The following is a 26,376-nucleotide window of genomic DNA, read 5'->3' on the forward strand; positions in this document are numbered from 1 at the left end:
ATGGATCTCGCTGAGATCTTCCGGGTCATGCGCAGGCGCTGGTACGTCCTGCTGCCCGGACTGCTGCTGACCGCCGCGCTGGCGGTCGGCGTGGCGCTGGTGGTTCCGGTCACCTACCAGTCGCAGAGCACGGTGGCCCTTCTGAACTCTCAGAAGGCCACCGTGGCCTATGACGGCAATCCGTTCCTCAGCACCCAGACCTCGCTCACCGGCATGGCCGACAGCCTGGCCCGCAACCTCAGCTCCGACGGCTCCCTGCGGGAACTCAAGTCCCGTGGCGTCAAGGGCACGTTCGAGGCCAAGCTCGCCGACAACGCGCAGGGGCCGCTGATGTGGCTCACCGTCACCGGCACCGACAAGGCCGCCGTCCTGGCCTCGGACCGCATCCTGACCGCGTACGCCAAGGAGCGGCTGGACCAGTTCCAGAAGCAGCAGTCGGTCGCCCCGAAGGCCATGATCCGCATGACCACGATCGTGCCCCCGCAGAACCCGGTGGCGCAGACCAAGACCAGGCTGGAGTACCTGGTCATGGCCGGGGGCCTGGGCCTGGTGCTGAGCCTGGTCGCCGCCTTCTACGTGGAGGCGCGCCGCCGGCCGCGCCCGCCGGTTCGCGCGGAGGAACCCGCGCGGCCTGCCGCCGTCTCCGGGCCGCCCGCAGCCGACCCCGCGACCGGGGAATCAGCAGGGGAATCGGCCGTGGAACGGACGATCGCCCTCAGGACGCCGCCCAGCTGGTCGCGGTCCGCCGAGAACAGGCCCGCCGCGGAGCCGGGGGCCGGACGGCCCGCCGTGGCCGTGGCGCCCGCCGCCGAGCCGCTCGACGAGGAGTCGACTCATGGACAGCGTTCGCACACCGGACAGCGAGACCGCTGAGCCGAGCGACACCCCCGCTTCCCCCTCCCTCGGGCGCAAGGTCCGTTCCGCGGCCCGCTGGAGTCTGATCAACACCGTGGTCATGCGCCTCGGCAACTTCGCCACCGGCATCCTGCTGGCGCGCTTCGCCCTCGGCCCCGCCGAATGGGGCGTCTACGGCATCGCCCAGACCGTGCTCCTGGTCCTGCTCTCCGCGAACGAGCTGGGTGTCGGCCTGGCCATCGTCCGCTGGGACGGCGACCCGCGCCGCTTCGCGCCGACCGTGCTGACCCTGGGCACCGCGTCCAGCGTCCTGCTGTACGCCGCCATCTTCGTCTCGGCGCCGACGGTGGCCGGCCTGCTGGACTCGCCCGGGGCCTCGGGCGTGCTGCGGGTGATGTGCCTGTGCCTGGTGCTGGACGGGGTGGCCCAGGTGCCCGCCGGCTTCCTGACCCGGGAGTTCGCCCAGGGCAGGCGGATGGTGATCGACGCGCTCAACTTTGTCCTCAGCACCACCGTGACGCTGGTGCTGGCCTTCGCCGGCTGGGGCGCGATGAGCTTCGCCTGGGGAGCGGTGGCCGGCAACGTCGCCGCGCTCGCCGGCTGCGCGCTCGCCGCCCCCGGCATGCTGCGGTTCGGCTGGGACTCCCAACAGGCCCGCGCCCTGCTGAGGTTCGGGCTTCCGCTGGCCGGCGCGAGCCTTCTCGCGCTCGCCGTCGTCAACGTGGACACCATGGTCGTCGGCTCCTCCCTCGGCTCGGTCGCCCTCGGCTTCTACGTCCTGGCGTTCAACATGTCGGGCTGGCCGGTGCGCATCATCTCCGAGGCGGCCCGCCGCGTCTCCTTCGCCGGCTTCTCCCGCTTGGCCGGCTCCCCGGAGGCCCTCGCGCAGGGTTTCAGCCGTGCCCTGGGCGTGCTGGTCACCGGCACCGTCCCGCTGTGCGTGCTGCTCGGCGGGCTGGCGGCGCCGGTCGTCCACCTCGTCTACGGGAGCACGTGGGTGCCCGCCGCCTCGGCGCTGCCCTGGCTGATGGCCCTGGGCCTGGTCCGCATCGGCTGCGAACTCGCCTACGACTGCCTCGTCGCCGCCGGACAGCGGCGCTCCCTCATCCTCGTCCAGGGCCTGTGGGTCGTCGCCCTCGTCCCCGTCCTCATCGCCGGCGCCCGCCTGGGCGGCATCGTCGGCGTCTCCCAGGGACACGTCATCGTCGCGGCCGGTCTTGTCGTCCCCGCTTTTCTGTACGCCCTCGGCCGGGCCGGGATCGGCCTCGCCCACATCGTCAGGGCCTGCACCTGGCCCTTCCTGGGGGGAGCCGTGATGACCTTGGTGACGCTCGCCGCGAAGCGGCTCCTCGGCGACGGCACCGTCGCCCTCTTCGTCATCGGCGCCACCGCCCTGGCCTGTTATGTGGTGTGCGTCCTGCCCAGCCGCCGCTTCCTGCTCGGCGCCCGAATCCCGGAGGCCGCGTGACCAGGCTCCACCGACTGCTCGCCGTACTCGCCCTGTTACTCTGCGCCGCGTGCTCCTCGGGTGCCGACGCCGCACCGTCCGCCCCGGGCCCCTCCCGCGGCACGGCCCACCCGCCTCCCCCGGCGTCCGGGACCCCCTCGTCGCCGGAAGTCCTCGCACCGTCCCCGGCCGGGTCGTCGCCCGGGAGCCCCTCGCCGCGCAGGGCATCCTCGCCGCCCGCGGCACCGGCGGCACGCGCCGAAGCGGGTTTCCCCGACACCCGCTCCACCGGCCCGCGCATCCCGCTCAAGCCGCACTCCACCGGGAACATGAGCGTCAAGACCGACGGCACCGTCATCAGAGGGTGGGACATCACCGGCTCACTCGACGTCTACGCGAACGACGTGACCATCATCGACTCGAGGATCACCTCCACCAACTGGTGGGGGGTCAACCTGCGTCCAGGGCACAGTGGTCTGAGGATCCTGCACAGCACCATCACCGCCGTCCCCGGCAAGGGCCCCGACAACGGGGGCGTGGACTACGCCGTCTCCAACATGGGCACCAGCTCCATCGAGGTCGGCTGGTGCGACGTCTCCGTCTTCGGCAACGCCCTCTCCATGGGACAGGGCAACCTCCACGACAACTACGTCCACGACCTGGTGCCCTTCCACAACGCCGGCGGCGAGTGGCAGCACACCGACGCGGTGATCAGCGGCGGGAGCAACAAGGGCAGCCTGATCATCCGGCACAACACCCTGCTCAACGCCGTCCCCGTCGACCGGGGGGCCTCGGCCGCCATCGGCCTGTTCGCCGACACCGGCCCCGTCTCCAACACCGTCATCGACGGCAATCTGCTGGCCGGCGGCGCCTACGCCCTGTACGGGGGCGGTGAGGGCGCCACCGGGATCAAGGTCACGGACAACGTCTTCTCCACCCGGTACCACCGCAACTCCGGCCACTACGGCGCCGTCACCGCCTGGAACGCCGGCGGTTCGGGCAACGTCTGGCGCGGCAACCGGTTCACCCACGGGCACTCGATCGCCCCCGAGCCGGCCGGCTGAGGAAGAGGATCATGAGACGTATCGCCCGCGCCCCCTGGGAACTGCTCAAGCGCGCCTTCGGCTGGCTCGTCCTGTTCGAGCTCCGCAACAAGGTCCTCCTCGCCCCCACCGCGCTGCGGCTGCGTCGCGTCGAGACCGCCGAGACCCGCCGCCTCGCGGCCGCCACCGCTCCCCCGCCCGCCGCCCTCGTCGCGACGGTGATCGCCACCCACCGCCGCCCCGACGAACTGCGGGCGGCCGTCCGTTCGGCGCTGGACCAGACCGTCCGCGACCAGGTCGTCATCGTCGTCGACGACGGCGCCGGCCTCCCCGGACTCCCCGACGACCCACGGCTGTTCGCCGTCTCGCTGGCGCGCAACACCAAAGTGGCCGGCGTGGTGCGCAACGTGGGCATCCGCCTGACCCGCTCGCGGTACGTGGCCTTCCTGGACGACGACAACCTCTGGGAGCCCGACCATCTGGAACGGGCGCTGGCGGTGCTGGAGGCCCCCGGCGGGCCGGACGGCGTCTACACGGCGCTGCGCCGCGTCCTGCCGGACGGGACCGAACGGGACGTCCTGTCCGTGCCGTTCGACCGCCGCCGGGCCGCCCGCGAGTCCTTCCTGGACACCAACGCCTTCGTCGCGCGGCGCGACAGGACCCTGCACTTCAGCCGGCTGCGCCGGACCCCGAAGGTGCTGCCCCGTGAGGACTGGGAGCTGGTCCACCGCTACAGCCGTGGCCACACCGTGCGCCACGTGCCGCACGCGACCGTGCGGTACCTGGTGAACCCGGAGAGTTTCTACACCACTTGGTCCGGCTGAGCGCGTGCCGGCGGCCGCGCCTCACGGCCCGGGCGTGACCCGCAGCGCGCCCGGCCTGAGCAGCGCGACCGCCGCGGCCCGGCTGGCCCTCCTGCCGAGGACCGCGCGGGAGGCCTCGCGCAGGAACACGGCGCCCCGGAAGCACACCGTCGCGCCGGGCCCGTGGCGCCGCCCGTACAGGCGCACGCGGTTGAGCGTGAGCAGGGTCCACAGACGGGCCGAGACCCGGGAGTCACCGCCCAGGTGAACGGCCTCGGCCGTCGGCTCGAGCTGGGTGGCGTAGCCGTGATCCCGCGCGCGCAGGCAGTACTCGGTCTCCTCCGAGTAGAGGAAGAAGGACTCGTCCCACGGCCCGCAGGCGGCCAGGCAGTCGGCCGAGAGGGCCATGAGCGCGCCGGTCGCCCAGTCCGGGCGCGTGGGCCGCGCGTAGGCGGCGGGGTCGGTGACCAGTTCACTCAGGCGCGGGAAGCGCCCGGCCCGGCGGTTGCCGATGAGGGCCTCGCCGAGGGCCCGGGTCACGCTCGACTCACGGCGCAGCGAGTGCAGGGGCGCCTCCCGGCCGTCCTCGTACAGGAGGGGGACGGCGATGCCCACTCGCGCACCGAGCGTGTCGACGAGGCGTTCGGCGCAGCCCTGCCGCATCCGGATGTCCGGGTTGCAGACCAGCGCGGCCCGGTAACCGCCCTCCCACTCACCGGCGGCCTTCAGTGCCGCGTTGACCCCGGCGGCGTACCCGGCGTTGCGGCCGGTCTGGACGACCGTGGCGTCGGGCGCCAGCGACCGGAGCACCTCGACGGTGTCGTCGGCGGAGTCGTTGTCGGCGACGACGAGCCGCCAGTCGAGTCCGGCCATGCCCTCGGGCAGCGCGGCGAGGAACCCGGGCAGCACCGACGCGCTGTTCCAGGTGACGACGATGACGGCGACGGGGCTCATCGGGACTCCACGAGTTGAGGGTGCTGGGGTTCTGACGTCTTGACGGGAGCCGGCACGGCGGCGGTGGCCGCCTCGCCCCGGACGAAGCCCAGCAGGCTGGCCCCCGCCCCCAGCAGCAGGAAGAACAGGCCGGCGAACATCGGGAAGCTGAGCGAGTCGAAGGTGGCGCTGACGACGAGCGCGACCAGCGACGAGGCGAAGAACGCCTGCCCCAGTTCGCGGTCGGCCTCGGTACGGGCCAGCCGCCGGACGGCACCGCCCTGGTGGATGCCGGCGATGAACAGGACGAGCATCGCGAGGATTCCGAGCGCGCCCATCTCGGCCAGGGTCAGCATGTACTGGTTGTCCGTGAAGAAGTACCGGTCCGGGGTGAAGGTGCCGAAGCCCCGCCCGAACAGCGGATGTTCCTTCAGATAGGGCACGATCGCGCTGTACTTGACCGTGCGGGCCTGGGTGCTGCTGTCGGAGTTGGACAGGAACGACGCGAACAGGCCGGTGATCGTGCCGATCAGCCCGGGGACGAGCACCTTGAAGACGGCCACGGAGGCCGTCATCACGCCGATCGCGGCCCATCGCCGGGCCGGCTTCCAGCGCGGCACCATCACCGCGGCGACCAGCAGCAGGCCGATGATCGAGGTCCGCGACACCGTCAGGGGCAGCGCGCCGGCGATGAGCAGCACCGGACCCCAGCGGCGCGTCCAGTGGAGGTGGCGGCGCACCGGATCGAAGGCCTGCTGGATGGCGAAGGGCAGCAGGATCGCCAGCATGCCGCCGAACTCGAGCGGCTGGGCGGTGGTGGCCCGGGGCCGGGTGAAGGCACCGCGGTCCATGACGCTCACCTGGGCGACGCTGGTCTGCAGGCCGGGGATGTGGATGGAGTCGGCGATGTTGGTGCCCGAGAAGAAGTCGTAGAAGCCGATCGCGGCCACGACGGAGCCCATCACCACCAGCCGGCGCATCAGGACGTCGAGCCGGCCGCGCTCCTGCACGCCCGCCGAGGTCAGGACGACCAGCGACACCCACACCAGGAACCCGATGAGCCCGCGATCGGCGCCGAGGACCTCCGCGTGCGAGCTCTCCCGCGCCGCGTCCGAGATGTACGCCGCCAGGACGGCCAGCCCCAGCACGCACATCGCGACACGCGCGAGCCTGGTTGCCGGCGCGGGCAGGACGCGTCCGCCGAGCCAGGTCGCGAGGTACCACAGCAGGCCGAGCAGGGCGAAGACGTTGGCGGGGGTGCCGACGCCGCCGAGCGCGGGCAGGGCCAGGTTCGACGGGATGAAGAAGGCCAGCACCAGGTAGACGGTGAGGATCGCCGTGGCGTCGACCCGCCGGCCGAGCAGTCCTGCGCGGACCCGTCCGGGAACGCGGGTGTCCCTGGCCGGCGGGGCGGCGCTCTTCGCGGCGTGCCGCCGGCGGCGGACCACCGCGACGCCCTCCATCAGGATCGACAGCAGGAAGGCGCTGACGACACCGAGGATGACGACGGCGGCGATGTCCTGGTAGCGGTTCTTCGACTTCGCCACCGGGGTCTGCGGCAGGACGACGGGCGCCGTCTGCACGAAGTACGCGGGCGGGACCTTGGCCGCGGCCTGCAGGGCCTTGAGTTGCTCGCCGGCGAACTCGGTCAGGGTGTTGGTCTCCTCCAGCACCTTCGCCCGGTCGGTCCCGGTCACGCTGAGCGTGAGCAGCGGGCTGTCGGCCGTCGGCGCGAAGCCGGCCGTGTAGGGGTCCGTGACGCCCCGGCCGCGCAGCTCCTTCGCGGCGTCGTTCGACTCCAGGGTCCTGATCAGCACGTCGGCCGTGACGATGAGCGAACCGCCCGCGTTCGAGATGGGGTTGCCGAAGGTGGGGGGCAGCCGGGAGACCGCCGAGGAGTCCAGCAGCGTGACCGAGCTCTGCGACTGGTAGGAGACGGGGACGGTCACGTACAGGTATCCGCCGCAGACCAGGCTGAGCAGGGTGAGGGGCACCACGAAGTACCAACGTCTGCGCAGAATGGCCCAGATCTCACCAAGACTCATGAACCATCCCCCCATTCGGTGGCATCCCGCCACGCGTCCTGCCAGTATCGGGGCTGACGGAAGGATCTCGTATGTCGCCCGGGAACGTCGCCGACGCACTGCTCCGCCGCTGGTACGTGGTGCTGGTCGCGCTGCTGCTGACGGCCGCCGCGGCGTACCAGGTGGTGCGTCCCGCGCCGCAGTACACCGGCTCCGCGGTCGTCGTCCTGAAACCGCCGGTGACCCGGAACCAGCCCAACCAGTACACCAATCTGCAGCCGCCGCTCGCCCTGGTCTCCTACGGGGTCGTGCAGCAGCTCGAATCCCCGGCCGGGGCACGGGAGTTGAAGGCGGCGGGAGTCCAGGGGACCTACCATCTCGTCCCCCGCAACAGCGGCACCAGCGCGACGCCCCGCTATCTGATCCCCTCCCTGCAGATCCAGTCGCAGGCCTCCGGGCCGGATGCCGCCGTGACGGCGGTGCGCCGCGTCATCGACGTCTACACCAGGCACGTCGAGGAGATGCAGACGGCCCAGCGGGTGCCCGCCGGTTCGCGGATCACCGCCTCCGTACTGACCTCGCCGAGCGCCGCCGAGGTGCGGGGCGACCGGAGCCGGGGCCTGGCCGGCACGGGTCTGCTGGGCCTGGCCGGCGGCGTTCTCGGCGCGCTGTGGCTCGACCGGTACGTGATCAGCCGTCGTGAGGCCGCGCCCGGCCGGCACGCCGGACCCGTCCCCACGGCCGGCTGAACCGAACTGATCGCCCATCAGATACCGCGGCGCTTCCACGACTCCCACCACAGCCACTCCCGGCCGCGTTCGGCCACGGCCGACCACACCAGCGGCTGGAGGTACGGCATCGCCTTCGGGCCGATCCGCCGTCTGAGCCGCAGCGCGCGGTACTCCGGCAGCGCCGCGTACCCCGGCAGGCATTCCTCGGCGAAGGCCACGCACTCGTCGACCGGAACGGCCTCCGTGCGTCCCCGGTCGTAGGCACGGTAGGCCCGGCGCAGCGCGAAGCGGGCCAGCCGGGTGTGGACCTCGTCGGCGAGGCGGTCGGCGTGGGGCAGCCGGTCGGCGCATTTGGCGAGCACCGAGTCGAAGGCCACGAGGCGCTGGCGCAGGTCGTCGAGCTGACCGCCGAAGTCCGTCGTGGACATGTTCTTGCCGTGGACACGGTAGAAGGCCTGGTCGGCACCGCGTATGTAGCCGACGTCGGCGTGCGCCGCGAGCCGCATCCACATCTCGATGTCGCCGGCGTGCGGCAGCGCCGGGTCGTAGCCGCCGACCTCGCGCTGGAGGCTGGTGCGGACGACGACCTCCGGCGAGGTGATGCAGCCGGTGCCCTCACGGAAGCGCCGCTCCAGCCACCACTGCCCGGGATAGACGGCCGAGCCGGTGCCGCGGGTCCGGGCCGGCGGCAGCGGCCCGCCGTGCTGGAAGCGCAGGGGGCGCCCGTAGGCGAACCCCGCCTCGGGGTGGGCGTCCAGGAGCGCGGCGGCCCGGACCAGGGCGCCCGGGACCAGCCGGTCGTCGGCGGAGAGCAGGGCGACGTAAGTGCCGTCGGCCCATTCCAGCAGGCCCTCGTTGTAGGTGGCGATGTGGCCCTTGTTGGTCTCGTGGACGCGGACCTCGATCCGCGGGTCGGAGGCGGCCAGCTTGTGCGCGATCTCCGCCGAGTCGTCGGGCGAGGCGTCGTCGATGATGAGGACCCGGACGTCGACGCCGTCCTGCTCGTCCAGGACGCTGCTCACGCAGTCGGCGAGGAAGTGGCCGTACTTGTAGCAGGGGATCACAACACTGACGCTGCTCATCGGTGGGAATGCCAATCCCCGGTGGCGGCCCCCGGGTTCGCCGGGGGCCACCACCGGTGCGCTGTGACGGGTCAGTTCTTCTTCTTGTGGACGGTCTTGGCCGTCAGGGTCCAGCTGTGGGACTTCACCGCGTGGCGGTGCTTGTCCCGGGCCGTGACCGTGACCTTGAACCGGGTGCCGTCCGGCAGTGGGCCGGACAGGTGGACGGACACCTTGTGGCCCGCCCGGGCGTAGGAGGTGACGGCCGTGACATGCAGCTTCCTGGCCGCGGCCGCCCGGGGGCCGGACAGGACGGTCACGGTCGCCCTGACGGACGACACCGCGGTCCTGGCGGGCAGGGTGGTGACGAGCGGGCTGCCCGCGTCGGCGGTGTGCGTCAGCGTGGACGCGTTGTCCTCGGAGGCGCCGGGCGCCGCCAGGGACCCGCTCGGGTTGTCGGCGGTGAAGACAGGGCCCACCCAGTAGTTCGCGGATCCGTAGGAACCGTTGGGGAAGGCCGGGTCGGCGCCGTACCGGAAGAGCCCGTTGTGGTGCGCGGTGGTGTCGGCGGTGCCGGTCAGCGGATAGGACTGGTGGGCCGCGGCGAAGTAGCCGCCGTCGACCGCGTAGTGGCCGTTCGGCGCGTGGTAGGAGACGACGTACGAAGTGTCGGCGCTGATGGCCACCGGAGTGGCGAAGGTCATCCGCTGCCAGCCCGAGGCAGTCTCGCCGGTGAAGGTGCCGGTGGCGAGCAGCGTGCCGTCGTCGGACCACAGGCTGCCGGTGTGGGTGCCGGTGTTGCCGGTGCCCTTGTAGAAGGTGACACCGGTGACCCAGCCGCTCGTCGAGGACGTGAACCGGGTTCCCAGCTCCACGGAGTTGGTGTCGCCGGTCATGTCGGTGGTGGCGGGTACGGCCGAGGAACTCCACAGCGTGCAGGGGCAGGTGACCGCCGGCGGGGTGGTGCTGGTACCGAAGGCCCAGGTCACCGGGTCCGCCATGGCATTGCCCCACAGGTCGGAGGCCTGGACGGAGGCGGTGTACGTGGTGTGCAGCGCCAGTTCCGTCGACGGGGTGAAGGTCGCCTTGTTGGACGCGGGAAGCGTCCAGGTACCCGGCACGGTGTCTCCGTCCGGGTCCTTGAGGGTGAAGGTCAGACTGTCGGCGTCGACGGCCGAGCTGAAGACGGCCGACACCGGTGACGTGATCGACACGCCGGTCGCCCCGGACGTCGGAGAGGTCGAGGTGACGGTCGGCGGGGTGGTGCTGGCCGTCGAGGTGTCCAGCACCACGTCGACCCAGTAGTTGCTGCCCGAGGACTGCGAGGACGGGAAGGCGCTGGTCGAGCCGTAGTGGTAGACGCCGTTGCCGCCGTCGGTACCGGACTTCAGGGCCGTGAGCGGGGCGAGGCCCGCGTCGCCGCCGGAGAGGTAGCCGCCGTCGTAGGAGTATCCGCCGTTGGGGGCGAAGTACGAGGCGACGTATGTGGTGTTGGCCTTGACGCTGACCGGGGTGGAGAAGTTCAGCTGCTGCCAGCCGGAGGCCGTCTCGCCGGTGAAGGTGCCGGTGGCCAGGCGGGTGCCGGAGGCGCTCCACAGGCTTCCGGTGTGGGTGCCGGTGTTGAAGGGCGACTTGTAGAAGCGGACACCGGTGATCGAACCGGCCACCGTGGTGCGGATCTTGACGCCGAGCTCCACCGAGCTGCCGTCACCGCCGTTGACGGTGCCGGGCACGGCCGAGGCCGGCCAGACGGTGCAGGGGCAGGCCTGCGGGCCGACGGTGAGCGGGACGGTGTTGACGGCGCCGATGTTGACGCTGTCGTCCACCGCGCGGACCTTGACGGAAGCGGCGCCGGGGGTGGTCGGGGTCCAGGTGTACTTCCAGGACGCGAGGCCGGTGGCGGCGTTCCAGGTCTTGCCGCCGTCCGTGGACACCTCCACCCGGGCCACCACGCCGCCGCCGGAGTCGGTGGCGGTGCCCGTGATGGTGACCGGCTTCAGCGCCGGGACGGTGACTCCGGAGGCCGGGGCCGTCACGGTGACGGCCGGGCCGGTGGTGTCGGTGGTGGCCGTCGCGGCGACGAGGTTGCTCTGCCGGGTCAGTGGCTGGACGCCCATGTCGGCGAGGATGTTCACGGTCGCCTGCTGCATGCGGGCGTCCTCGGTGACCACGGTGTCGTCGGGGTTGTACGTCGGGATGTTGGTCAGTCCCCACGACCACTGCACGGTCGCCGCGCCGAACACCAGCGCGCCGGAGTCCTGGTCGCGGAACTCGACGAGGTTGTGGGTCGCCGTGCCGTTGCCGTAGACGTTGCCCCAGTCCATGCGGAGCTTGGCGTCGTTGATGTCCACCGTCGTGGACGACACGTCGATCGCCCCGGCGGGCCGGGTGCTGTTGTCGATGTCGCTGTCCCACTCGTAACCGAGGGTGCCCGTCGGGAAGGTGGCGGTCTGGCTGGACGTCAGGTTCGCGATGGAGGTGTTGCGCCAGATCCGGTTCTTCCCGTACGCGCCTGGGACGGTGATGGCGTCGCTGCGGTAGCCGTTCACCGTGAACATGGAGCCGGTGAGGATGTTCGGCGGCTGGTAGTCCTGCCCGTACTGGGTACTGGCGGGGTCCATCCAGGTGCCGGTCCAGGTGCCGCTGGGGTCGGCGACGCCGTTGTTCTGCACCATCTTGGTCATCTTGTAGCAGACCATGGTGCGGTTGGCCGTGTTCGCGCCGTCGATGCTCGGGGTGAGCCGCGTCTTCCAGAAGACCTCGTTGCCGCTGAAGAAGGCCTGCCGGACGCCGGCCTTCCGGGCCGCGAGGACGTTGGAGTACTGGCTCTGCGTCCAGTACTCGTCATGGCCGGAGGACAGGTACACCTTGTGCTTCTTCAGCAGGGTGGCGCCGTTGACCGACACGTCCACGCCGGACAGATAACTGATGTCGTAGCCGTTGCGTTCCAGCCAGGACAGCATCATGTACTCGGAGCCGTAGATGCCGTTGTCGCCGCCGATGTCCAGCGGACGGTTGTAGCTGACCTCGTAGGCGCGGCCGTCCGGAGCGGGTCCGGTGCCTCCGTAGAGGTCCTGGCCGCCGTAGTCGTTGTAGGCCTGCCAGGTCTGGTCGCTGGTCTGCACGACGATGTCGGAGGTGCTGGAGTCGTTGCGGACCACGAACGGGTACGGCATCAGGCCGTCGCCGTCCGTCTGGGTCAGGTTCGCGATGTACAGGCCGGAGACGGCGTCGCTGGGCACCGTCCAGTTGGCGGTCACCGGCCAGTTGCCGCAGTCGACCAGGCCGGTGCCGCTCTTCTTGGTGCAGCCGGCGGGGTTGGTGAGGTAGTTGGCCGGGTAGGTGACGGCGGCCTGGGCCGCGGTGGACATCTCGCGCGCGCCGTCGCCGCCGTACCAGCCGAGACGGTAGATCTCGATGTGGTACGAAACCTTCGACTGCACCTTGAACTGCACGGTGTCACCGGCCTGGACGCTCTCCTTGGTGGAGAAGCCCTTGATGTCACCGTAGGCGTTGGGCGAGAACCAGTCGGACTTCGGGCTGCCCGGCTTGGAGTTCTCGCAGACGACGGGGTTCGAACCCGTTCCGCACGGATCGGAGGCTGCCAGGGCGGTCCCCGCCTGCGGGAGCACCGCCCAGATCAACGCTGCTACGACGGCGAGGCGGCTGCCCCGGATCCGTCTGCTCCATTTGCTCATGTGTACCTCTCACGGTGCTGTGCAGGATCGACCCGTGCGGTCGGGGTGGAGCCGTGAAGCCGTGACCGGTCAGCCGCGCAGGGCGTGGGCGAGTGCGTCCACTACGCGCTGCTGCTGGTCGGGGGTGATGTGCGGGTGGAGCGGGAGCGACAGGATCCGCTCCGCCGTCCGCTCCGCGTTCGGGAAGTCGCCCCGGGAGTGGCTGAGATGGCGGTAGGCCGGGGTCAGGTGGACCGGTGCCGGATAGTGCACCCCGGCGCCGATGCCTTCCGCGTTGAGCTTGCCGACGATGTCGTCGCGGTCGGCCCCGTCGACCTGGACGACGTAGAGGTGCCATACGTGGACGTTGCCATGTGCCGTCACCGGGAGCACGACCCGTCCGGCCGCCGCGAGGCCGGCGAGCAGCTCGTCGTAGCGGGCCGCGGCCGCCCGCCGGGCCGCGTTGCCGGCCGCGAGGCGCTTCAGCTTCGCGCGCAGGACGACGGCCTGCAGCCCGTCCAGCCGGCTGTTGAAACCGGGCACGTCATGGCGGTACTTGGCGACACCGCCGTGGTTCGCGATGGCGCGCACCAGGCCGGCCCGCTCCTCGTCGTCGGTGAGCACCGCGCCCGCGTCACCGTAGGCACCCAGGTTCTTGCCCGGGTAGAAGCTGGTCGCCGCGATGCCGCCGCTGCCCGGCGACCGGCCGTCGCGGGTGGCGCCCTGGCACTGTGCGGCGTCCTCGACCACCGGCACGTGTTCGGGCAGCTGGCCGGTCAGTGCCGTCACGTCGGCCATCTGGCCGTAGAGGTGGACCGGTACGACCGCGCGGGTGGCCGGGCCGACCGCGTCCAGCGCGGCCTGCGGGTCGAGCAGGTAGGTGTCGGGCAGGCAGTCGGCGAGGACCGGCCGGGCGCCGGTGCGGGCCACCGCGCCCGCGGTGGCGATGAAGGTGTTGGCGGGCACCACGACCTCGTCGCCCGGCCCCACCCCGCATGCGCGCAGGGCGAGTTCGACGGCGTCCGTGCCGTTGGCGACACCCACGCAGTGCGCGACGCCGCCGAAGTCCGCGTACTCGCGCTCGAACAGGCGGACCTCCTCGCCGCCGATGAACGCGGTGCCCGCCAGGACACGTTCGAAGCCGGCCCGTACCTCGTCGGCGACCTCCTCGTGGGCCGCCTTGAGGTCCACGAGCGGAATCTGGTTCATGTGACTGGTCCCCCCAGTGCGTGCGTCGCGAAGTCGTCCTCTCGCGACGCGAGTTGGTCGAGCGCGGGCGCATCCGCCGCGCGCAGCCGCCGGGCCGGGCTCCCCACCCAGACCTCGCCCGGCGGCACATCCCCGAGCACGGCGCTCCCCATCCCGATCAGCGACCAGGCGCCGACCGTCGTGCCTTCTCTGATCAAGGCGCCGGAGCCCAGATAGGCGCCCCGCCCCACCCGTACGCCCCCGCCCAGGCGGACGCCCGAGGCGATGGTGGCGCAGTCCTCGACCACGTCGTCGTGGGTGAGGACGACCTGCGGCATCACCGCGACGTGCGCGCCCACCCGCACGGCGGCGGTCAGCGCGCAGTGCGCCAGCAGGACCGAGCCGGGGCCGATCTCGGACGTCCGCGACACCGTGGCCGTCGGGTGGACCACGGTGGCGTAGCGGTCCGCGGGCAGGCCGAGCCTGCGGACCAGCCGGGCGCGGGCCGCGTAGTCCCTCGGGTTGCCCACGCAGACGACCACGCGGGCCCGGGACAGGTCGTGGACCAGGTCGCAGCCGCCGAGGACGGGGACGCCGTCCACTTCGGTGCCGTGCAGGGCGGCGTCGTCATCGAGGTGCCCGAGCAGGTCGGTGCCGCCCGCGTCCCGTACGGCCTGCGCGGTCTCCCGGGCGAAGCCGCCGGCGCCGATGATCAGCAGTCCGTTCATCCTCGGGCCTGCTCGCGCAGCGCCGTCACGACGCGGTCCTGCTGGGCCTCGGTCATCGTGTGGAACAGCGGCAGGATCAGCGAGTCACGGCTGATCCGCTCGGTGACCGGAAGCGGCGCGCGGGGGTGGTCGGCGTAGGCGGGTTCCAGGTGCGCCGCCATGATCCCGCGCCGGGCGGAGACTCCGGCTCCGGAGAGCGCGGCCAGCAGGTCGTCCCGGCCGACGGGGAAGTCCTCGCCCAGCAGCACCCAGTAGGACTGGAAGTTGCTCTGCCCGTACGCGGGGTCGCGGACCGGGGTGAGGCCGGGGACGTCCCGCAGCAACCGGTCGTAGCGGGCCGCCAGTTCGCGGCGGCGGACGATCATCGCGTCGAGCTTGTCCAGCTGGACCAGGCCGACCGCGGCCTGGATGTCCGTCATCCGGTAGTTGTAGCCGACCTCGAGGTAGCTCTCCAGGACCGGCTTGGTGCTCGCATGGCGCTGGGCCGCCGAGGCGTTCATCCCGTGCTCGCGCAGCCGGCGCAGGCGCTCGGCCCATTCGGCGTCGTCGGTGGTGACCATGCCGCCCTCGCCGGTGGTGACGACCTTGCGGGGGTGGAAGGACCAGGCGGCGATCAGCGCGCCGTGCCCCACGGGCTTGCCGCCGACGGTCGTACCGATGGCACAGGCCGCGTCCTCCACCAGTGGCAGGTCCCAGTCGGCGCAGGCGGCCCGCAGGGCGTGCACGTCGGCCGGTACGCCGCCCTGGTGGACGGCGAGGACGGCCCTGGTGCGGGAGGTGCGGACGGCGTCGACGGTGGCCGGGGTCAGGTTGCCGGTGGCGGGCTCGACATCGGCGAACACCGGCTCGGCGCCGACGTAGCGCACGGCGTTGGCGGTGGCGATGAACGACAGCGAGGGCACCACGACCTCGTCGCCGGGCCCGAGGCCGAGCGCGACGAGGGACAGGTGCAGGGCGGTGGTGCACGAGCTGACCGCGATGGCGTGCTCGGCGCCCACCCGCTCCGCGAAGGCCCGCTCGAACGCGGCGACCCGGGGGCCCTGGGCGACCCATCCGGAGAGCACCGCCTCGGAGGCGGCCCGGGCCTCCTCCTCGCCGAGCCAGGGGATCATCACCGGGATGCGGTCGGTGCTCACTGGGCGGCCTCCCCCGCGGCGCGCTCCGCACGCCACCAGTCGACCAGGTCCCGGAGCCCGGTGCGCAGGTCGATCCGCGCGGTGAAGCCGAGCCGCTCGGCGGAGCGCGTGGTGTCCGCGAGCCGCCGGACCACCCCGTTCACCGCGCGGGCGGGCCCGTGCTCAGGCTCCAGGCCCCGGGCCCCCATCGCCTCGAGCAGGCCCTCGGCGAGCTCCTTCAGTGAAGTCTCCGTACCGCTCGCGACGTTGAAGACCTCGTCGGTCAGATCCGACTCGGCGGCCAGCACATTGGCCCTCGCGATGTCCCTGACGTCGACGAAGTCCATGGTCTGGCTGCCGTCGCCGAGGATCAGCGGCGGCTCGCCCGACTCGATGCGCTCCATCCAGCGGATGAGTACCTCGGTGTAGAGGCCGTGGATGTCCATCCGGGGGCCGTAGACGTTGAAGTACCGCAGCGCCACGTAGTCCAGGCCGTACATGGCGTGGAAGCTGCGCAGCATGCCCTCGTTGAAGGCCTTGGCCGCGCCGTAGAACGTGTCGTTGTTGTACGGGTGGTGGCGTTCGGTCGTCGGGAAGTCCTCGGCCATGCCGTAGACGGAGGCCGAGGACGAGGCGATCACCTTGGCGACCCCGGCCCCGACCGCCGCCTCCAGGACGTTGAAGGTGCCGTCGACCATGACCTCGTTGGCGAGCCGGGGCTCCTCCGCGCACTGCGTGATGCGGATCGCGGCGAGGTGGAACACCAGGTCGGCGCCGTCGGTGGCCTTCCGCACGGCGGCGGCGTCGCGGATGTCGCCCTCGACGACCTCGACGACGCCGCTGCGCAGGGCCCCGGCCAGATTGCCCATCCGCCCGCGGACGAAGTTGTCCAGCACGACGATCTCGCGGGCACCGCCCTCGGCCAGGAGGTCGACGAGATTGGACCCGATGGTCCCCGCCCCTCCGGTGACCAGGATCTTCTTGCCCCGTACGCTGCTCAACTGAAGTGCCCTCTCCATCGGTGGAACTGTCAATGCCCGGCGCGCAGGCCGACGACCGCGCCCCGGAACTCCAGGCTCCGGGAGGCCGCTTCGAGAATGTCCAGCACGCGCAGGCCCGCCCGGCCGTCGGTCAGCGGAGCCCGCCCGTTCCTGATCGCGTCGGCGAACTCGTCGACCATGCCGCGCAGCGCTTCCTTCTCGCCGATCGCGGGGGCGACCATGTCCCCCGAGCGGTAGGAGACGAGCATCTCCCGGCGCTCGTCCGCGCCGATCTCCTGCGGCGCGGCCAGGTCCACTCCGCGGTCGTAGACCGCGACGCGCTGCACCGGGTTGAGGTCGTCCCAGATCAGGGTGCGCTTGGAGCCGCCCACCGTGGTGGTGCGCACCTTGGTCGGGGAGAGCCAGTTGACGTGCACGTGGGCGATGGCCCCCGTGTTGAGCTGCAGCGTCAGATAGGCCACGCAGGCCTGTCCCGCGCCGATCGGGTCGGCCCCGTGGGCGGCGACGGCGACCGGCTCGACGTTGTCGGGGAGGATGAAGTCCAGGATCGACAGGTCGTGGGGGGCCAGGTCCCACAGGACGTCGATGTCCTTCTGGACGAGTCCGAGGTTGATCCGCACCGAGTCGACGAAGTGGATCTCGCCGAGTTCGCCGGAGCGGACCATGTCGCGGATGCGGCCCACGGCGGGTGTGTAGCAGTAGGTGTGGTCGCACATCAGGGTGAGCCCGCGCTCCTCCGCCTCGGCGACCAGGCGCATCCCGTCGGCGTAGGTCGCCGCGAGTGGCTTCTCCACCAGGACGTGCTTGCCGGCGCGCAGGGCGGCCAGGGCGATGTCGAGGTGGGTCCCGGCTGGAGTTGCCACGGCGACGGCGGCGACGTCGGGGTCGGCCAGGACGGCCGCGTAGTCCGAGGTCGCCTGGACCGTCGAGTAGCCGCCGAGGACCCGCTGGGCCCGGTCCACGTCGAGGTCGCACAGCCAGCGCAGCCGGAACCGTTCGCTGGCCTGGAAGTTGCGTACGAGGTTGGGGCCCCAGTAGCCGGCCCCGACGACCGCGACCCCCAGCGGATCCGTGGTCTGCGTCACTGTGTTCCTCTTCCTTCGGTCCATCAGTAGGCCCCCGCTCCGCGCACCACGGCGGACCCGGTGCGCAGCAGGATGGTCAGGTCGAGGCCCATCGACCAGTTGTCCACGTATCCGAGGTCGAGCCGGACCGCCTCGTCCCAGGGCAGGTCGGAACGGCCGCTCACCTGCCACAGCCCGGTGAGGCCGGGCTTCACGAGCAGCCGGCGTTTGATGTCCGGCGTGTACTCCTCGACCTCCTCGGGCAGCGACGGGCGGGGGCCGACGAGCGACATGTGGCCCAGCACCACGTTGATCAGCTGCGGGATTTCGTCGAGCGAGCTGCGGCGCAGCAGCGAGCCGACCCGGGTGATCCGCGGGTCCTCCTTCACCTTGAACAGCAGGCCGTCGCTGTTCTGGTTGAGGTGCTCCAGTTCCGCCCGCAGGGCCTCGGAGTCCTCCCGCATCGTGCGGAACTTCAGCATGGTGAAGTGGTTTCCGTAGCGGCCCACCCGGCGCTGCCGGAACAGCGCGGGACCGGTGCTGTCCAGCCGGACGACCAGGGCGATCACCAGCATGGGCGGCAGGAGCACCGCCAGCAGCGCCGCGGCGAGCGCCCGGTCCAGCAGTTCCTTGGGCAGCCGGGAGGCCCGGGAGAGGTTCGGTGCCTGTATCCGCATCAGCGGGATTCCGTTGGTGGGCCGTACCACCAGCCGGGAGGCGGACACGTCGGTCAACACGGGTGCCAGCAGGAAGTCGACGTCCTGCACGGCCGCCGTCCAGGACATCCGGCGCAGGACGGAGGCGTCGAACTCGGGCGCCGGCAGCGCCACGACGGTGCCGATGCCCAAGGCCCGGACGACGTCGTTCATGTCGCTGATCCCGCCGAGGACGGGGAGCCCCAGCTCGCGGATCGCGACCGCGTTCTCCGGGTCGCTCAGGCACACGCCGGCGACCTGCAACTCCTGTGCGCCGCCTGCCCTGCGCAGCACGGCGACCAGTTCGACGATCCCGTGCGACGGCCCGACGAGGAGCGTCGCGGTGCGGCCCCGGCCCCGCGCCCAGCGCCGGTGCAGCCGGCGGCGGAGCGCGTACCGGACCGACAGGGCGATCACGGCGGCGGGCACCGTGGCCGCGATCATGTCGTGCAGCAGCCCCAGGTCGCGTGCGAACAGCCAGTACGCGCACGCGGCCAGTGCCGGCAGGGCGACGGCCCCGCGCAGCACCCGCAGGTACTCCTCGGTTCCCAGGCCCAGGGCGCCCCGGTCGTAGGAGCGATAGGCCAGCATCGCCACGATCCACATCGGCGGCAGCACCAGGGCCACCGTCCAGCGGCCGTAGGCTCCGTGGATCACTAAGGCCGCGGCCACGGCCGCCAGGCCGTCCGCGACCAACAGGACCGTGCGGTACTTCCGTTCCCAAGGTCTTCGGCGCGCTTCTGGACTCCTGTGATCCAGAACCACCTGCTCATGCGTGACCTCAATGGTCATGCGCCCCCCACCACATGCGCGGCTACCCCTGACCGAGCGATGCGGACATACGGTCGCAAGTCCGCGGCCAGGGCCGGAACAGCGCCGTCGCGTCTCCTCAACACAACGGCGCCGGAAAACCAGGGAGCGGTCAACGGTTCCCCAACCGCGCGACGCACCCTGCATGTTGGCTATTGCCTGTGCCGTATCCGGCTTCTGACTCTGCGACTTGACTTACCGTCAAGTGCAGGCGTCCCTCCCAAACCGGCCCGGCGGACCTCAATCTAGACCACTGGACGCAGTCGCGGGAACAGTTGGACGAAACACACCGCGCAAGGGCGATACCGACGGCATACTGCCCGGGTGACGAGCATCGTGATCCCGGCCCACAACGAGGCACGCGTCCTCGGCCGGCTCCTCGATTCGCTGCTGGCGGACCCCTCCGGGGGCGAGACCGACATCGTCGTCGTGTGCAACGGCTGCACGGACGACACCGCGCGGATCGCGGCCGAACGCGGCCCGCGCGTCCGGGTGGTGGAGATTCCCGTGCCCTCCAAGCACGCGGCCCTGCGGGCGGGTGACGACCACGCGCGCGGCTTCCCGCGGATCTACGTGGACGCCGACGTCGTGATCACGGGCGCCGACGTGCGGGCGCTGACCGGGCCCCTCGACGACGACGCCTCCGGCATTCTCGCCACCGCCCCCGAACGGCAGCTCCCGCTGGCTGCCTGCGCCTGGCCGGTGCGGGCCTACTACCGCGTGTGGCAGCGGCTCCCGGCCGTGCGCGAGGGGCTGTTCGGCCGGGGCGTCATCGCGGTCTCCAAGGCCGGGTACGCCCGGATCGCGGCGCTGCCGCCGCTGATGGCGGACGACCTGGCCGCGTCCCTGGCGTTCGCCCCCGAGGAGCGGCTCGTGGTCGGTGCGGCCCGGGTCGTGGTCCACCCGCCGCGCACCTGGCCGGATCTGGTCAGGCGGCGGATCCGGGCCGCGGTGTCCACCGCCCAGGTCGAGCGGCACCGGGAACCGCGGGAGGTGTCGGCGCGCACCAGCAGGGCGGATCTGCTGGCCGTGGTCCGCGAGGAGCCGAGGCTCCTCGCGGGTGTCGTGGTCTTCGTCGCCACGGCGGTCGTCGCCCGGTGGCGGGCCCGAAAGGCCATCGGGGCCGAGGACTTCGGCACCTGGCTGCGGGACGAGAGCAGCCGGCAGAACTGATCGCACCGCACCTGGAGTCCCCGATCATGTACCTCACCGACCGCTCCACACCCGCCGGGGCGGACACCGAGCGTGGCCGAAGGCGCGGCCCCGGACGCGGGGTCGCCCCGGTCGTGCTCGTGCTCGGCACGGTCAGCCTGATCACCGACATCTCCTCGGAGATGGTCACCGCCGTCCTGCCGCTGTATCTGGTCAGCCAACTCGGCTTCAGCCCGCTGGGGTTCGGCACCCTCGACGGTGTCTACAACGGCGTCAGCGCCCTGGTCCAGCTCACCGGCGGCCATCTCGCCGACCGGGTGCGCAACCACAAGCTGATGGCCGGGCTCGGCTACGGCCTGTCCGCGCTCTGCAAGCCGCTGCTGCTGCTCGCCGGCAGCCTCGGCACGCTCGGCACGGTCCTCGCCCTGGAACGCACCGGCAAGGGCCTGCGCACCGCCCCGCGCGACGCGATGATCTCCCTGTCCACGCCGGCGGCGAACCAGGGCCGGGCCTTCGGCGTGCACCGGGCGATGGACACCACCGGCGCGATGCTCGGCCCGCTCGCGGCCTTCCTCATCCTGCGCGCGGCGGCCGACGGCTACGACGCCGTGTTCGGGGTGAGCGCGTGCGTCGCCGCGCTCGGCGTGCTCGTGCTGGTGCTGTTCGTACCCGGCAGGCGGCGGGAGGCGCGGACGGACGAACCGGGTGGGCCGGACGGCAGGCCGCCGGTCCGGGTGCGCGAGGCACTGGCGCTGCTGCGTCTGCCGCGCCTGCGGGCGCTCGCCGGCTGCGCCGCGCTGCTCGGTCTGACCACCGTCAGCGACGCCTTCGTCTATCTGCTCCTGCAACGCCGCGCGGGCATCGGCGAGCAGTGGTTCACGCTGCTGCCGCTGGGCACCGCCGCGGTGTTCCTGCTGCTCGCCGTACCCGCCGGCGCGCTGGCGGACCGGATCGGGCGCCGCACCGTGTTCCTCGCCGGGCATGTGGGCCTGCTCATCGCCTACGCCCTGCTGCTGTGGGCGCCGGCCACGCCGGTCCTGGCCCCCGCCGTACTCGCCCTGCACGGCATGTTCTACGCGGCCACCGACGGTGTGCTCCCGGCCGCCCTCGCCGGCATCGTGCCCGAGGAGCTGCGCGCCAGCGGCCTCGCCATCGTCGGCACCAGCCAGGCGCTGGCCCGGTTCTGCTGCTCGCTGGCCTTCGGTGCCGCCTGGACGGTGTGGGGCGACGGCCCGGCGCTGGCCGGATCGGCGGTCGGCCTGCTGGCTTGCGGGGCCGTGGCGGGCCTGGTGCTGCGGCCGGCCGGCGGGACCCGATGACCACCTCAGCCCCAAGGATCCGGATGACCACGCTCCACCGCCGTCTGCTCATACTCGTCGCGGCGGTCCTGCTGCTCGCGGGCCTGGGCACCGGCGTGGTCCTGCACGCCGCCGACCGCGCCGACCGCGCCGACCGGCCGCAGGCGGGCGGGCCCGCCGTCGGCGAGGGCAGGCTGACGCTCGGCCAGAAGAACCGCCTGGCGTTCGTCAACGCGGCCGCCGGCCCGCACCGCACCGCGGTCGCCTCGGTGCCGTCGGCCGACCCCGGCGGCCGGCGGGTCGCCTCGGAGCTGAAGTGCGCGCGCTTCTACACGGCGGCCGGCACCGGCGTCTGCCTCCAGTCCAATCCCGGCGTCCTCAAGCAGAGCAACCGCGCCCTGCTCCTGGACGCGAACCTCCGCACCCGGCGTGACTTCCCGCTCGCGGGCACGCCCAGCCGGGCCCGGGTCTCGCCCAGCGGCCGCTTCGCCGCCTGGACCGTCTTCGTCTCCGGCGAGTCCTACTCCTCCGCCTTCTTCTCCACCCGGACCTCGATCCTGGACACCCGCACCATGCGGCTGATCCCCAGCCTGGAGAAGTTCTCGGTCGTCAAGGACGGCAAGCCGTACCACGCCTCGGACATCAACTTCTGGGGCGTCACCTTCGCCTCCGACGACGACACCTTCTACGCCACCCTCAACACCGCCGACAAGACGTATCTGGTGCGCGGTTCGCTCTCCCGGCGTTCGGTCACCACCCTGGTGGAGAACGTGGAGTGCCCCTCGCTCTCCCCCGACGGCACCCGGGTCGCCTTCAAGAAGCGGGTCCTGTCCGGCGCCACGCTCTGGCACGAGTACGTCCTCGATCTGCGCACCCTGCGCCAGACACCGCTGGCCGAGCGCCACAGCGTCGACGACCAGGCCACCTGGCTGGACGACCGCACCCTCGCCTACGCCCTGCCCGCCAACGGCGAGGTGGGCAGCAGCGACCTGTGGACCGTGCCCGCCGACGGCACGGGAACCCCCCGCCTGCTGATCGCGGGTGCTTCCTCACCGGCGCCGCTGTAGCCGGAGGCGTGCGCCGCGCCACGGCATGAAAGCTCGTAGAGACCCGAGGCGGGCCCCCACACGGTCAGGCGGGAGGCGGGGTTCCGTACGGTCAAGGCCCCAGAGTGGCTGAGAGGTGCCGTCCTCCATGGTCGGTGCACGCACTCCCACACGCAAAACTATGGTGCCCCACCACATACGCCTACGACCCACACGTTCCTACGGTGTGGCGACACACAAACGTCCCCGTCACACGCAGGAAGTGGTGCCGATGTCGTCGCCAGCAAGCGCCCCACCCGCTCCTTCGAACCTCCCCCGCATCGTCGCCGCGAGCCTCATCGGCACCACCATCGAGTGGTACGACTTCTTCCTGTACGGTTCCGCCGCCGCGCTGGTGTTCAACAAGCTCTTCTTCCCGGACTCCGACCCGCTCGTCGGAACGCTGCTGTCGTTCCTGACGTATGCCGTCGGGTTCGCGGCCCGCCCGCTGGGGGCCCTGGTGTTCGGGCACTACGGTGACCGGCTGGGGCGCAAGAAGCTGCTGGTGCTGAGTCTGCTGATGATGGGCGGGGCGACCTTCGCCATCGGACTGCTGCCCACGCACGCGACCGTCGGCTCCGCCGCGCCGGTGCTGCTGACCACGCTGCGCCTGATCCAGGGATTCGCGCTCGGCGGCGAGTGGGGCGGTGCCGTCCTGCTGGTCTCCGAGCACGGGGACGCGCGGCGGCGCGGGTTCTGGGCATCGTGGCCGCAGACGGGCGCGCCGGCCGGGCAGTTGCTGGCGACCGGTGTGCTGTCGCTGCTCACCGCCTTGCTCTCGGACGACGCCTTCGGCAGCTGGGGATGGCGGATACCGTTCCTGCTCTCCGGTGTGCTGGTGATGGTCGGTCTGTGGATCCGCCTCTCCGTGGACGAGTCCCCCGTCTTCAAGGAGGCGCTGCGGCGGGCCGAGACCCGGCGCGCCGAGAAGCCGGAGAAGCTGCCGCTCGTCTCCGTGCTGCGCCACCACTGGAAGGACGTGCTCGTCGCCATGGGTGCCCGCATGGCGGAGAACATCAGCTACTACGTCATCACCGCGTTCATCCTCGTGTACGCCACCACGTCCGCCGGTGTCTCGAAGCAGACCGCGCTGAACACCGTACTCATCGCCTCCGCCGTGCACTTCGCCGTGATCCCGGCCTGGGGCGCGCTCTCCGACCGGGTCGGACGGCGGCCCGTGTACCTGCTGGGCGCGGCCGGCGTCGGGCTGTGGATGTTCCCGTTCTTCTGGCTCGTCGACACCGGTTCCTTCGGGTACCTGCTGCTGGCGGTCACCGTCGGGCTGGTGCTGCACGGGGCCATGTACGCGCCCCAGGCGGCCTTCTTCGCCGAGATGTTCGCGACCCGGATGCGGTACTCCGGCGCCTCCATCGGCGCCCAGTTCGCCTCCGTGGCCGCCGGTGCGCCCGCACCGCTGATCGCCACGGCGCTGCTGGCCGACTACGGCAGCTCCACTCCGATCGCCCTGTACGTGATCGCGGCGGCCGTGCTCACACTGATCGCCGTGGGTATGGCCCAGGAGACCCGGCACCGGGACCTCGCCGAGGTGGAGCCCCGGGACGGCGACCCCACCGAGGCGAACCCGGCGGCCAGGGCGGGCACCGTCTGACCGGCCGTACGGCTCACCGCACCGACCGGCTCCCTCGTGGGGGGGGCCGGTCAGTGCCGTTCCGGGGTCGCCAGTCGGTGCAGCCTCAGGGCCAGCTGGATCTCCAGGGCGCGGGCCGGCGTCTGCCAGTCCTCGCCCAGCAGCCGGCCCACCCGCTCCAGCCGCTGGGCGACGGTGTTCACGTGCACGTGGAGGGCGTCCTTGGTGCGGGCCGGGCTCATTCCGCAGGCGAAGTAGGCGTCCAGGGTGTGCAGCAGCTCCGTGCCGCGGCGCTCGTCGTAGTCGACGACAGGGCCGATGGTGCGGCCGACGAAGCCGCCCACGTCCCGGTCGCCGGCGAGGAGCAGGCCGAGGAAGCCGAAGTCCTCGGCCGCCGCGCCGTCTCCGCCCCGGCCCAGCAGGCGCAGCGCGTCCAGGCAGCGGCGGCCCTCGGCGTAGGCGCCGGCCACGGTGTCGTGGTGGACGGTGAGATCGGTGACCGGGGCGGAGGCGCCGACGGTGACGGCCTGGTGGACGGCCGTGCCGAGGTGGCGGGCGGTCCGGCGGGCCAGCTCCGTGGCGCTGTCGCCGGCGGCGAGCGGGAGCAGCAGGACCGTGCCGCCGTCCCGGGAGGCGGCCAGACCGTGCCGGGTGGCGGCGAGGTGGGAGGCGGCGGACCACAGGCGCCGCCGGGCGGCGGCCTCCTCGTCGGCGTCGGCGGCCGGCCCGTCGAGCCGGGCGGCGAGGACGACATGGGTGGCGTCCAGGTCGGCGTGCAGCCGGGCGGCGCGTTCGCGCAGCAGGCGTGGATCGCGGTCGCGGGCGTCCAGGAGGTCGTCCAGCAGTTCGCCCCGCACCCGGTGTTCGGCCTCGGCGGCGGACCGGCGGGCCAGCAGGAGCAGCGAGGTGACCATCGCCGCGCGTTCCAGGGTGCGCTGGTCGACGGGGTCGAGGTCCGGGTGGCCGCGCAGCACGAGCGCGCCGAGCAGTTCGCCGCCCGCGACCACCGCGGCGATCCAGTCGCCCTGGTGCCGTACCGCGTGTCCCTCGGCCCGGGACGCCTTCAGGGCCCCGGCCGGCGCCGTGCCGGTCTCGGTGAACTCGACCGTGCCGTCGATGACCTGGGAGACGGCCGCGGCCACGTCGTGAACCCCGCCGCCGCGCAGCACCAGTTCGGCGAGCCGGTCGTGCACCTCGGAGGCGCGCTCGATGACCGCGCTGCGGTCCCGGATGATCTCGTTGGCCCGCTCCAGACCGGCCAGCGCCGAGCGGGTCTCACTGAGCAGGTTGGCGGTGTCGATGGCGGCCGCCGCGAGCGCGGCGAAGGAGCCGAGCAGGGCGATCTGCCCGCGTTCGAAGACACGGGCGCGCCGGTCGGCGGCGAAGAGGACGCCGATGACGTTCGGGCCGAGCATCAGCGGTACGCCGAGGATGGCGATCAGGCCCTCGTCCTCGACGCCGGCGTCGATGGCGCGGGTGTGCTGGAAGCGGGCGTCCTTGAAGTAGTCGTCGGTGACGTACGGCCGCGCGGTCTGGGCGACCAGCCCGCCGAGCCCCTCGCCCATGCCGAGGCGCAGTTGCTGGAAGCGGGCGGCCACGGAGCCCTCGGTCACGCGCATGTAGGTGTCGCCGCGTGCCGGGTCGTTGAGGCTGAGGTAGGCGACGTCCGTGCTCAGCAGGGACCGGGCGCGCTGCACGATGGCCGGCAGGACGGCGTCCAGGTCCCGGAGGCCGGCCAGGTCGTGGGCGGTCTCGAACAGCGCCGACAGCTCGGCCTCGCGCCTGCGGCGCCCCTCCAGCTCGGAGCGGACCCGCAGGGCGAGCAGCTTGGCCCGTTCCAGCGCGGCGACCCGGTCGGCCGGCTGTCCCTCGGCGCGGGCCAGCAGCACCGGCTGCTCGTAGGCCTCCACCGGGGCGTCGCGGGCCAGCAGTTCGAGGTAGGGGGCGCCCGCGCCGTCGTCGGGCACCCCCTTGGCGCCCTCGGAGGCGGGGGGTCCGGCCGGCTGGACGTGATCGCGAGACATGGTCACAGGATTCCGCATCGGCGGCCCGGCCTGGCGGGCCTGTGGAAAAGTCCC

General features: G+C 72.2%; 20 protein-coding genes. 9 read left to right on the forward strand and 11 right to left on the reverse strand.

Annotated features, from left to right (window positions below; genetic code table 11):
• The 4 genes from ACFVVO_RS08055 (at nucleotide 1) to ACFVVO_RS08070 (ending at nucleotide 4,169) form a co-directional block, all read left to right on the forward strand.
• Entirely contained in the window at nucleotides 1-873 is an 873-nt protein-coding gene (locus tag ACFVVO_RS08055) for a Wzz/FepE/Etk N-terminal domain-containing protein (protein WP_390052763.1), read from the forward strand.
• The gene (locus ACFVVO_RS08060) at nucleotides 836-2,323 is read left to right on the forward strand and encodes an oligosaccharide flippase family protein (protein WP_390052765.1); all 1,488 of its coding nucleotides are present in this window, start codon (nucleotides 836-838) and stop codon (nucleotides 2,321-2,323) included. The genes ACFVVO_RS08055 and ACFVVO_RS08060 overlap by 38 nt, the downstream gene beginning before the upstream one ends.
• 308 nt (nucleotides 2,324-2,631) lie before the next feature.
• Nucleotides 2,632-3,366, forward strand: a complete 735-nt coding sequence (locus ACFVVO_RS08065) for a hypothetical protein (protein ID WP_390052767.1) — start codon at nucleotides 2,632-2,634, stop codon at nucleotides 3,364-3,366.
• 11 nt (nucleotides 3,367-3,377) lie between these two features.
• Nucleotides 3,378-4,169: a glycosyltransferase family 2 protein gene (locus ACFVVO_RS08070; RefSeq protein WP_390052769.1), complete on the forward strand. Its 792-nt coding sequence runs from the start codon at nucleotides 3,378-3,380 to the stop codon at nucleotides 4,167-4,169.
• Nucleotides 4,170-4,190: 21 nt separating this feature from the next.
• On the opposite strand, the gene ACFVVO_RS08075 is transcribed toward ACFVVO_RS08070, so the two are convergent.
• Nucleotides 4,191-5,102 (reverse strand): glycosyltransferase family 2 protein, encoded by a 912-nt coding sequence (locus tag ACFVVO_RS08075; RefSeq protein ID WP_390052770.1) that lies wholly within the window; start codon nucleotides 5,100-5,102, stop codon nucleotides 4,191-4,193.
• The gene (locus ACFVVO_RS08080; RefSeq protein ID WP_390052772.1) at nucleotides 5,099-7,126 is read right to left on the reverse strand and encodes an O-antigen ligase family protein; all 2,028 of its coding nucleotides are present in this window, start codon (nucleotides 7,124-7,126) and stop codon (nucleotides 5,099-5,101) included. Before ACFVVO_RS08080 ends, ACFVVO_RS08075 begins: the two co-directional genes overlap by 4 nt.
• Before the next feature lie 71 nt (nucleotides 7,127-7,197).
• On the opposite strand from ACFVVO_RS08080, the gene ACFVVO_RS08085 reads away from it, so the two are divergent.
• Nucleotides 7,198-7,854, forward strand: a complete 657-nt coding sequence (locus ACFVVO_RS08085) for a hypothetical protein (RefSeq protein WP_390052773.1) — start codon at nucleotides 7,198-7,200, stop codon at nucleotides 7,852-7,854.
• Between the two features lie 17 nt (nucleotides 7,855-7,871).
• On the opposite strand, the gene ACFVVO_RS08090 is transcribed toward ACFVVO_RS08085, so the two are convergent.
• The 8 genes from ACFVVO_RS08090 to ACFVVO_RS08125 all read right to left on the reverse strand — a co-directional run bounded on the left by ACFVVO_RS08090 (nucleotide 7,872) and on the right by ACFVVO_RS08125 (nucleotide 19,157).
• Nucleotides 7,872-8,918 carry a glycosyltransferase family 2 protein gene (locus tag ACFVVO_RS08090; RefSeq protein ID WP_390052775.1) on the reverse strand — a complete coding sequence of 349 codons (1,047 nt, stop codon included), beginning with the start codon at nucleotides 8,916-8,918 and terminating at the stop codon, nucleotides 7,872-7,874.
• Between the two features lie 71 nt (nucleotides 8,919-8,989).
• Nucleotides 8,990-12,595, reverse strand: coding sequence for a DUF4082 domain-containing protein (locus tag ACFVVO_RS08095; RefSeq protein WP_390052776.1), 3,606 nt, complete (start codon nucleotides 12,593-12,595; stop codon nucleotides 8,990-8,992).
• Between the two features lie 69 nt (nucleotides 12,596-12,664).
• Entirely contained in the window at nucleotides 12,665-13,783 is a 1,119-nt protein-coding gene (locus tag ACFVVO_RS08100) for a DegT/DnrJ/EryC1/StrS family aminotransferase (RefSeq protein ID WP_390052778.1), read from the reverse strand.
• Nucleotides 13,780-14,490, reverse strand: coding sequence for a NeuD/PglB/VioB family sugar acetyltransferase (locus tag ACFVVO_RS08105; protein WP_390052779.1), 711 nt, complete (start codon nucleotides 14,488-14,490; stop codon nucleotides 13,780-13,782). Before ACFVVO_RS08105 ends, ACFVVO_RS08100 begins: the two co-directional genes overlap by 4 nt.
• Nucleotides 14,487-15,626, reverse strand: coding sequence for a DegT/DnrJ/EryC1/StrS family aminotransferase (locus ACFVVO_RS08110; protein WP_390052781.1), 1,140 nt, complete (start codon nucleotides 15,624-15,626; stop codon nucleotides 14,487-14,489). The genes ACFVVO_RS08105 and ACFVVO_RS08110 overlap by 4 nt, the downstream gene beginning before the upstream one ends.
• Complete coding sequence (locus ACFVVO_RS08115) at nucleotides 15,623-16,624, reverse strand: NAD-dependent epimerase/dehydratase family protein (protein WP_390052783.1); 1,002 nt, start codon at nucleotides 16,622-16,624, stop codon at nucleotides 15,623-15,625. The genes ACFVVO_RS08110 and ACFVVO_RS08115 overlap by 4 nt, the downstream gene beginning before the upstream one ends.
• 11 nt (nucleotides 16,625-16,635) lie before the next feature.
• Complete coding sequence (locus ACFVVO_RS08120) at nucleotides 16,636-17,691, reverse strand: Gfo/Idh/MocA family protein (protein ID WP_390052785.1); 1,056 nt, start codon at nucleotides 17,689-17,691, stop codon at nucleotides 16,636-16,638.
• A 23-nt stretch (nucleotides 17,692-17,714) separates the two neighbouring features.
• Nucleotides 17,715-19,157 carry a sugar transferase gene (locus tag ACFVVO_RS08125; protein ID WP_390052787.1) on the reverse strand — a complete coding sequence of 481 codons (1,443 nt, stop codon included), beginning with the start codon at nucleotides 19,155-19,157 and terminating at the stop codon, nucleotides 17,715-17,717.
• A 342-nt stretch (nucleotides 19,158-19,499) separates the two neighbouring features.
• Between ACFVVO_RS08125 and ACFVVO_RS08130 the strand changes: the two genes are divergently transcribed.
• The 4 genes from ACFVVO_RS08130 to ACFVVO_RS08145 all read left to right on the forward strand — a co-directional run bounded on the left by ACFVVO_RS08130 (nucleotide 19,500) and on the right by ACFVVO_RS08145 (nucleotide 24,319).
• Entirely contained in the window at nucleotides 19,500-20,348 is an 849-nt protein-coding gene (locus tag ACFVVO_RS08130; RefSeq protein ID WP_390052789.1) for a glycosyltransferase, read from the forward strand.
• 26 nt (nucleotides 20,349-20,374) lie between these two features.
• Nucleotides 20,375-21,646: an MFS transporter gene (locus ACFVVO_RS08135; protein ID WP_390052791.1), complete on the forward strand. Its 1,272-nt coding sequence runs from the start codon at nucleotides 20,375-20,377 to the stop codon at nucleotides 21,644-21,646.
• A 23-nt stretch (nucleotides 21,647-21,669) separates the two neighbouring features.
• Entirely contained in the window at nucleotides 21,670-22,692 is a 1,023-nt protein-coding gene (locus tag ACFVVO_RS08140) for a TolB family protein (protein WP_390052793.1), read from the forward strand.
• 250 nt (nucleotides 22,693-22,942) lie between these two features.
• Nucleotides 22,943-24,319, forward strand: coding sequence for an MFS transporter (locus tag ACFVVO_RS08145; RefSeq protein WP_390052795.1), 1,377 nt, complete (start codon nucleotides 22,943-22,945; stop codon nucleotides 24,317-24,319).
• Nucleotides 24,320-24,369: 50 nt separating this feature from the next.
• Here ACFVVO_RS08145 and ACFVVO_RS08150 read toward each other — a convergent pair whose 3' ends face one another.
• On the reverse strand, nucleotides 24,370-26,322 hold the full coding sequence (locus ACFVVO_RS08150) for a helix-turn-helix domain-containing protein (RefSeq protein ID WP_390052797.1): 1,953 nt from the start codon (nucleotides 26,320-26,322) through the stop codon (nucleotides 24,370-24,372).
• Nucleotides 26,323-26,376 lie beyond the last annotated feature (54 nt).

Origin of the sequence: Streptomyces sp. NPDC058145, from assembly GCF_042884245.1 — a bacterium.
Classification (GTDB): Bacteria; Actinomycetota; Actinomycetes; order Streptomycetales; family Streptomycetaceae; genus Streptomyces.

Excerpts from the sequence above, each read along its gene's own strand:
- ACFVVO_RS08055 (WP_390052763.1), top strand. The coding sequence starts at position 1 with ATGGATCTCGCTGAGATCTTCCGGGTCATGCGCAGGCGCTGGTACGTC.
- ACFVVO_RS08060 (WP_390052765.1), top strand. The coding sequence starts at position 836 with ATGGACAGCGTTCGCACACCGGACAGCGAGACCGCTGAGCCGAGCGAC.
- ACFVVO_RS08065 (WP_390052767.1), top strand. The coding sequence starts at position 2,632 with ATGAGCGTCAAGACCGACGGCACCGTCATCAGAGGGTGGGACATCACC.
- ACFVVO_RS08070 (WP_390052769.1), top strand. The coding sequence starts at position 3,378 with ATGAGACGTATCGCCCGCGCCCCCTGGGAACTGCTCAAGCGCGCCTTC.
- ACFVVO_RS08075 (WP_390052770.1), bottom strand. The coding sequence starts at position 5,102 with ATGAGCCCCGTCGCCGTCATCGTCGTCACCTGGAACAGCGCGTCGGTG.
- ACFVVO_RS08080 (WP_390052772.1), bottom strand. The coding sequence starts at position 7,126 with ATGAGTCTTGGTGAGATCTGGGCCATTCTGCGCAGACGTTGGTACTTC.
- ACFVVO_RS08085 (WP_390052773.1), top strand. The coding sequence starts at position 7,198 with ATGTCGCCCGGGAACGTCGCCGACGCACTGCTCCGCCGCTGGTACGTG.
- ACFVVO_RS08090 (WP_390052775.1), bottom strand. The coding sequence starts at position 8,918 with ATGAGCAGCGTCAGTGTTGTGATCCCCTGCTACAAGTACGGCCACTTC.
- ACFVVO_RS08095 (WP_390052776.1), bottom strand. The coding sequence starts at position 12,595 with ATGAGCAAATGGAGCAGACGGATCCGGGGCAGCCGCCTCGCCGTCGTA.
- ACFVVO_RS08100 (WP_390052778.1), bottom strand. The coding sequence starts at position 13,783 with ATGAACCAGATTCCGCTCGTGGACCTCAAGGCGGCCCACGAGGAGGTC.
- ACFVVO_RS08105 (WP_390052779.1), bottom strand. The coding sequence starts at position 14,490 with ATGAACGGACTGCTGATCATCGGCGCCGGCGGCTTCGCCCGGGAGACC.
- ACFVVO_RS08115 (WP_390052783.1), bottom strand. The coding sequence starts at position 16,624 with ATGGAGAGGGCACTTCAGTTGAGCAGCGTACGGGGCAAGAAGATCCTG.
- ACFVVO_RS08125 (WP_390052787.1), bottom strand. The coding sequence starts at position 19,157 with ATGACCATTGAGGTCACGCATGAGCAGGTGGTTCTGGATCACAGGAGT.
- ACFVVO_RS08135 (WP_390052791.1), top strand. The coding sequence starts at position 20,375 with ATGTACCTCACCGACCGCTCCACACCCGCCGGGGCGGACACCGAGCGT.
- ACFVVO_RS08140 (WP_390052793.1), top strand. The coding sequence starts at position 21,670 with ATGACCACGCTCCACCGCCGTCTGCTCATACTCGTCGCGGCGGTCCTG.
- ACFVVO_RS08145 (WP_390052795.1), top strand. The coding sequence starts at position 22,943 with ATGTCGTCGCCAGCAAGCGCCCCACCCGCTCCTTCGAACCTCCCCCGC.
- ACFVVO_RS08150 (WP_390052797.1), bottom strand. The coding sequence starts at position 26,322 with ATGTCTCGCGATCACGTCCAGCCGGCCGGACCCCCCGCCTCCGAGGGC.